The following is a 6,026-nucleotide window of genomic DNA, read 5'->3' as shown; positions in this document are numbered from 1 at the left end:
GGGGTGGCCCTCGGGCACCGCCGGATCAGTGTCCGCAGCCCCCCACTCGACAGGGGACGGTTCCGACGTTCCGGACGGCTCGGCGGGCGAGAGCGCCCGTCATCTTGTAGACGTGGTACTCGGGGCACGTGCAGGCGGCGAACGATGCGGACCTGCGGCAGCGGGCGTGGCACCAGGCCCTGCTCACGCAGCGCAGCCCGACGGGTCTGCTTCGGCGCCCGGTCGAACAGAACGGTAGCTGAGCCTCCCCCGCTGCGCGGGAGGGGTTGATGAGCTGGTCAGGGCGGGTGCGGGCGGTTCGACGGTCACTGGTTCGGCCATCGCCTGGCCGGTGCAGTACTCCTCCTCGTACTCTTCCGGGCTGAGCCGGCCCAGACGGACCACGGCGTGTGGCAGCCCGTCTCGCAGGGCTTCGCCGAGGAGTGCCCGAACTCCCCTGACAGCAGGAGCCGCCTTGGTACCTTCGGGCAGAGTCGAGCGTCTTCGCGCGATGTCCGTGCCAGCCAGTGATCCGCCGGGTTCGCGCTGATCTCTCTGCGCGAACCCCACACCGGCTTCGCGGCGAAGAGGCGACACATGAACATGCGGGTCTATCAGTCAAGCCACCCCGGCGGGCCTCGGTTCTGCCGGCCGTCCATCGCCCGGACGCCGCCGCAGGCCGCATAGCGACGGTGGCGGTGGCACGTCGGCATCTCGGCGCCGGTGATCCCGGTCCGGTCTGACGTGAGCGCGGTCGCGGCCCGACGTCATGCGTCCGCCTCACCGTCCTTCCCGCTCGGGTGATGGATAGCGCGGACGGCATCGCGCACGCCCGTGCCCGTGCAGCGGCTGATCGGCAAGGCCGACGTCGAAGCGGTCCACACGGGCGACGACGGGCGGATCGGCGGATCGGCGAGCTGATCACCGCGTTCGCGGCCCGAGCGGATAACGGTGTTGCCGAGGCGATGGCCCTGCGTGCGGCGCCGGCCGAGGATCGACACCGTTGGCATGGGCGCCCGGGATGGCCGCAGGCCGGGCCGACCGTGCGGTAGCCCCGGGCCGGGTGCCAGCCGGGGTCCGTGCCCGCACCCTTCTCCTACGCCGGCTGTTCGACGATTCGTGTCCAGCGGAGGTCGACGGTCGCAGGATCCAGTTGCCCGGGCGCGATCCTTCCGATCTCGCCACCTTGCGCAGCCGGTGGGCGGTGGTGGCCGGCGCACTCTCCTGCGCCCGGTGCGGCGGGCGGGAAGGCGCAGTTCCGTTCCCGGCAGAGCTCGGTCACCCGGCCGGTGGCCTCGACGCGGAAGCGGTGGGAGTCGACGCTCACGAACGCCCGGAGGCGATCTCCGGTTTCGGCCTGGATCCGTATCGTCCCGGGCCGCATGGTCCGGCGCTCCCCGGCCGGGCGGTGGGCGCGCGACCGGGACCCGCGCGCGAGGGAACGCCTCGACGGCCGAGGCGGTGGTCCGACCTGCCGCCCCGCCGACAGGTCGGACCGCGGCTTCAGCCCAGGGTGAGCACGGCCTTGCCGCGTAGGCGTCCGTGGGCCATCTCCTCCAGGAGCTCCGCGCTGCGGCTCCAGTGGTCGAGGTGGCCGATCTCCGCTCGCAGGCGGCCCTGGGCGGCGAGTTCGAGCAGGGCGGCCAGGTCCCGGGCGTCCTGGTGGTCGTCGGCAGCGAGATAGACGAAGTGGTGGAGGGTGAGTTGCCGCCCTCCGTCGAACAGGGCGAAGAAGTCGAGGGTCAGGGGCTGGGAGGACGCCTGACCGAACCAGAGGAAGAGGCCGCCGGGTGCCAGCTTCCGCAGTGCGGCGGAGCCGAGCCGCCCTCCGACGGATTCGAGGACGACGTCGAACGTCCCGTTGTCCAGGCTGTCGATGTCGTGGACGACCTCGGCCCCGAGGGCGGGCAGGTGCTGCCAGGGCTCGTCCTCGGAAGCGACGACGGTGATCCGTGCGCCTTCGGCCACAGCGAGCTGCACGGCGAACTGGCCGACCCCGCCGCCCATGCCGGTGGCCAGCACGGTGCGGCCCGCGAGCGGTGCGGCCTCGGCGAGCAGGCGGCGGGCGACCAGGCCGCCCAGAGGAAGGGCGGCCGCGAGGTCGGAGGAGACGGCGTCGGGGACGGACACCAGGCGCCGGGCGGGGACGGCGGCGAACTGGGCGGCCGCGCCGCCGCCGGGCAGGTGCAGAGCCACCCGGCTGCCGGTCGCCGGGCCGCTGCCGTCGGCGGCGGCCCGCTCGACCACGCCCACCGCGTCGATCCCGGGCCGGTAGCCGGTGCCCGGGGCGCTGAGGTAGAGGAAATCGGGGCGGTTGAGGGAGAACCGGGTGATCCGGACCAGGGCCTCGTCGGCCGCGGGACGAGGAAGGTCCACCTCGCCGATCTCCACGAGGTGACCGGGCCGGCCGGTGGGAACGAGTGCGCGCACGGGTCGCCAACTCCTTGAAACGGTAGTATCGCTTTCACTTTGACCCTAGCAGTAGAAACGGTAGTGGCACTACCGTTTCGCATGGAAGGGAAGCACCGTGCCCACTCCCCCGCCGCGCACACCGCGCACACCGCGCAAGGATCAGCTCCGCAACCGCCAACTCCTGATCGACGCCGCCCGCGCGGCCTTCACCGAACTGGGCCCCGGCCTGTCCGTCGATGCCGTCGCCCGCCGCGCGGGCGTCGGCCCCAGCACCTTCTACCGCCACTTCGCGACCAAGGAGGCCCTGGTCGAACAGCTCCTGGACGACTTGACCGAAGGCTCGCGACAGGTCGCCGAACGGGCCGTCGCCGTCGCGGACCCGTGGGAGGCGTTCCGCACCGTCTTCCTCCACGGATGCGTCCTGGACGAGTCCGAGCTGCACCTGTTCGACATCCTGTGCCGTACCGGCCCCACCGCCGCCGACCGCGGCCTGCGCGCCACGACCCACCTCATCGGCCCGTCCGCCGACCGGGCCCGTGCGGCAGGCCTGCTCCGGGCAGACGTGGAGGTCGGGGACATCGCCACGCTCATGCGCATGGCGGATTCCGCCACCGATCCCCGGCAGCGCCGCACCACCCAGGACGTGATGCTCGCCGGTCTGCGCCGGCAGTGAGCAGGCCCGGCCCCCCACCGACCGGAACCGGTGCACACACGAACGCGGACGGCAGTACGAAGAACCCGGCCCTGCACTCCCGACCGCGCCCACCGAGGCCCGGCCCCCAGACCCGGAGGCCTGGCGACCGATCACGTGACCGTGACCGCCATCACCTCACCGTCCCTAATGAACGCAACCTCCCACACCACGCTGCACCGCCGCCCCGCGGGCAATACCGCCAGCCGCCAGCCGAATTCGGAGGCAGCCATGGCCTCCAGCGCCTTCCGCATGACACGAGGGCCGGACGCGGCAGCGATGGCACCTAAGAGGTCGTTTTCGTCCGATGTTTCATCCTGGAATCAGCTGTTTGGTCTGCGTTGTCGGGTCACGCCAGGAGATGGCGTTCTCGCTGGTGAGGCGGCGCGCCATGAGGTCGGTCATGGCGAGGTGGATCATGGCTTCGGAGCGGGTAGGGAGGGCTTCGTAGTCGCGGGCGAGGCGGCGATGGAGCATGAGCCAGCCATAGGTCCGCTCGACCGTCCACCGCTTCGGTATCGGGGTGAATCCCCTGGTGCCGGGCTTGCGGGCGGTGATTTCCATGTCGATGCCCAGAGTGGCGGCGTGCTCGACGAGGTGCTGGCGGTAGCCGCCGTCGACCCATGCCTTGCGGATGCCGGGGTGTTCGACAGCGACCTTGTCGAGGAGTCGGGTTCCGGCGACGGAGTCCTGCACGCTCGCTGCCGTGACCAGCACCGCGAGGAGGAGACCGAGGGTGTCGGTGACGATGCTCCGTTTCCTGCCCACGATTCTCTTTCCCGCGTCGATGCCCTGGCCGGCGGCGGGGACGCTGGTGGAGGTCTTGATGCTCTGGGCGTCGATCACGCAGGCCGACGGCTCGACGTCCCGCCCCTCCTTCTGTCGAAGCAGTTGTCTGAGCAGGCCGTTGAGCTGGGTGAACACGCCGTCCTGCTGCCACTTGGCGAAGTAGCCGTAGACCGTGTTCCAGTTCGGGAAGTCGTGCGAGAGGTAGCGCCACTGGACTCCGGTGCGGTCCACGTACAGGATCGCGTCCATGATGTCGCGCAGGTCGTGCTCGGGCGGCCGGCCGAAGTCCAGGGCTCTGCCGCGGCGCTCGAAGCGCCAGGCCGACAGAACTGGCTCGATCAACTCCCAGCGGGCATCGGACAGATCACTCGGATAAGGGCGTCGCGTCGGCATACTTCCGAAGTACCGCAGCAGACCGAGTGCGCCCAGGCGCACGACACCGGCGCCGGGAAGCAGACAGCCGCGAAGACCGGACATCCTGGAATGAGACAGGTGCAAACCGCACCCCGCCCCACCTGCACCACCGTCCGACCCATAGGCCTCAGCCGTGTCCACAGTCGCTTCCGCACCATGCCCGGACACTTCGAGAATCGCCCTGCACCCGGGCCAAATAGATGAAAACGACCTCTAAGAAGACATCTCATTTGGTTGGGTTGGGTGCGCGCCCTCAAAAGGGGGAACTAGCGGGTCCGAATCCTGTCGATCGGGGCAAGTACGGGTCGAAGATCCATCTGCTCACCGAACGCACCGGTCTGCCCCTTTCGCTCGCGATCTCCGGGGCCCACGTCCACGACAGCCAGGCCCTGATCCCGCTGGTCGACGCCATCCCGCCGATCCGCTCGCGGCGCGGCCCGAGGCGGCGCAGGCCCGGCAAGCTGGACGGCGACAAAGCATACGACCACCGCTTCATCCGCTCCTACCTGCGGCGACGCCAGATCACCGCCCGCATCGCCCGCATCGCCCGCCGAGGCATCGAGTCCTCCATCCGGCTCGGCAGGCACCGCTGGGTGATCGAACGCACCGTCCGCCTGGCTCGGCGGCTTCCGCCGGCTCCACCGTCGCTATGAACGGAGGGCACCCACTTCGCAGCGTTCGCCAGCATCGCCGCAGCCCTGATTTGCCACCGCAGGATCACCAAATGAGATGACCTAAAGGGCTAGCATCTTCGGAGTCCCGAACGTGCGCCAGTACGGCTTCCCATGGAGGAAGTATCGGCAATAGCTGGTCAGGCAGCGGTAGCCAGTTCCCGTCCGCCCCAGCGCAGGCCCTTTTCGCTGCGGACGCGGGCTCGTTCGCGGCGCTGGGCGGTGAGGACGTCGGGGTGGCGGGCGTCGGCGTTGCGCCAGCGAAGGTCGGCGTGCAGGGCGCGGGTCTGGACCGTGTGGTTGGGGTGGTTGGAGTTCGCGAGGGTGAACTGCCGCAGCAGTCCGAAGCGCGCCTCGATCGGGTTGGCCCGGGAGGCGCTGGTTGGGGTGAAGCAGAGGTGGACGTTGTTGTTGCGGGCCCAGCGGCGGAACTTCTTGCCGTTGTGGGCGGGCAGGTTGTCCAGGATCACGTAGACCGGGGCGCCGTCCGGGCGGGCCGCCCGGATCGAGCGGAGCTCGGCAAGAGTGTTCAGGGTGCGCTTGCGGCGGCGGTTGACGCCCCACAGGGTGTCGTCGCCGATCGGGTAGCAGCCGTGGAAGTAGGTCACGCCGTGGGTGTGCTGGCCCTTCTGGTCGGAGCACTAGCTGGGCCCCGATCAGGCAGAGGCCAAGTGGCCGCAGATCAGGCGGGACGACGGCTCGATGCAGTGGGCCTACGACGGCAAGCCGCTGTACACCTTCATCAAGGACAAGCAGGCCGGCGACACGTTCGGCGACGGCATCAAGGATGTCTTGCACATCGCGAGGCCGTAGACGTCGCTGCCGGGGCGGGTGAACCACCACCCCGGACCGGCCCGGAACGGACGGCCCGCAGCCGGGGAACCGCCCGGAACGGACGGGCCGGGCCGGCGACGGGCCCACCACACCCCCCAACCACCCACAGCGGGGCGGCTTGTGGTGACCTCCGTGTTCCGTCACCGTGGAACGGTGACGGAACATCACGGACAGACGACCGCTCTGTGTGCCGGGGCGGCCGGTGCGGACGGCGACTGCCGGGCCCGGCCCGCACC

Annotated in this window: 5 protein-coding genes and 3 pseudogenes; 3 read left to right on the top strand and 5 right to left on the bottom strand. The window is 70.4% G+C overall.

Annotation, left to right across the window (positions count from 1 at the left end; all coding sequences use genetic code 11):
* The 3 genes and pseudogenes from ACFWOG_RS39030 to ACFWOG_RS39020 all read right to left on the bottom strand — a co-directional run.
* Positions 1–242 (bottom strand): annotated as a pseudogene (locus tag ACFWOG_RS39030) (hypothetical protein); the annotation flags it as partial.
* Positions 243–746: 504 nt separating this feature from the next.
* Positions 747–980 (bottom strand): hypothetical protein, encoded by a 234-nt coding sequence (locus tag ACFWOG_RS39025; RefSeq protein WP_380364336.1) that lies wholly within the window; start codon positions 978–980, stop codon positions 747–749.
* Between the two features lie 502 nt (positions 981–1,482).
* A complete protein-coding gene (locus ACFWOG_RS39020) occupies positions 1,483–2,409 on the bottom strand; it encodes a zinc-binding dehydrogenase (protein ID WP_380364334.1) in 927 nt (308 codons plus the stop codon).
* Between the two features lie 97 nt (positions 2,410–2,506).
* Between ACFWOG_RS39020 and ACFWOG_RS39015 the strand changes: the two genes are divergently transcribed.
* Entirely contained in the window at positions 2,507–3,064 is a 558-nt protein-coding gene (locus tag ACFWOG_RS39015) for a TetR/AcrR family transcriptional regulator (RefSeq protein WP_380364332.1), read from the top strand.
* A 330-nt stretch (positions 3,065–3,394) separates the two neighbouring features.
* Here the strand turns inward: ACFWOG_RS39015 and ACFWOG_RS39010 are convergent, their stop codons facing one another.
* Positions 3,395–4,264 (bottom strand): IS5 family transposase, encoded by an 870-nt coding sequence (locus ACFWOG_RS39010; RefSeq protein WP_380364340.1) that lies wholly within the window; start codon positions 4,262–4,264, stop codon positions 3,395–3,397.
* 272 nt (positions 4,265–4,536) lie between these two features.
* On the opposite strand from ACFWOG_RS39010, the pseudogene ACFWOG_RS39005 reads away from it, so the two are divergent.
* Positions 4,537–4,948, top strand: a pseudogene (locus tag ACFWOG_RS39005) (IS5 family transposase); the annotation flags it as partial.
* A 148-nt stretch (positions 4,949–5,096) separates the two neighbouring features.
* On the opposite strand, the pseudogene ACFWOG_RS39000 reads toward ACFWOG_RS39005, so the two are convergent.
* Positions 5,097–5,579: pseudogene (locus ACFWOG_RS39000) on the bottom strand (transposase); the annotation flags it as partial.
* Between the two features lie 22 nt (positions 5,580–5,601).
* On the opposite strand from ACFWOG_RS39000, the gene ACFWOG_RS38995 reads away from it, so the two are divergent.
* A complete protein-coding gene (locus tag ACFWOG_RS38995) occupies positions 5,602–5,769 on the top strand; it encodes a hypothetical protein (RefSeq protein WP_380364338.1) in 168 nt (55 codons plus the stop codon).
* The last annotated feature ends 257 nt before the right edge of the window (positions 5,770–6,026 follow it).

Origin of the sequence: Kitasatospora sp. NPDC058406 (assembly GCF_042722765.1) — a bacterium.
Classification (GTDB): Bacteria; Actinomycetota; Actinomycetes; order Streptomycetales; family Streptomycetaceae; genus Kitasatospora.
Note: the sequence above shows the minus strand (reverse complement) of the source record. Positions and strands in the feature narration are given on the sequence as shown.

Bases quoted from the DNA above. Each gene is read 5' to 3' on its own strand.
- ACFWOG_RS39010 (WP_380364340.1), bottom strand. From the start codon at position 4,264: ATGCCGACGCGACGCCCTTATCCGAGTGATCTGTCCGATGCCCGCTGG.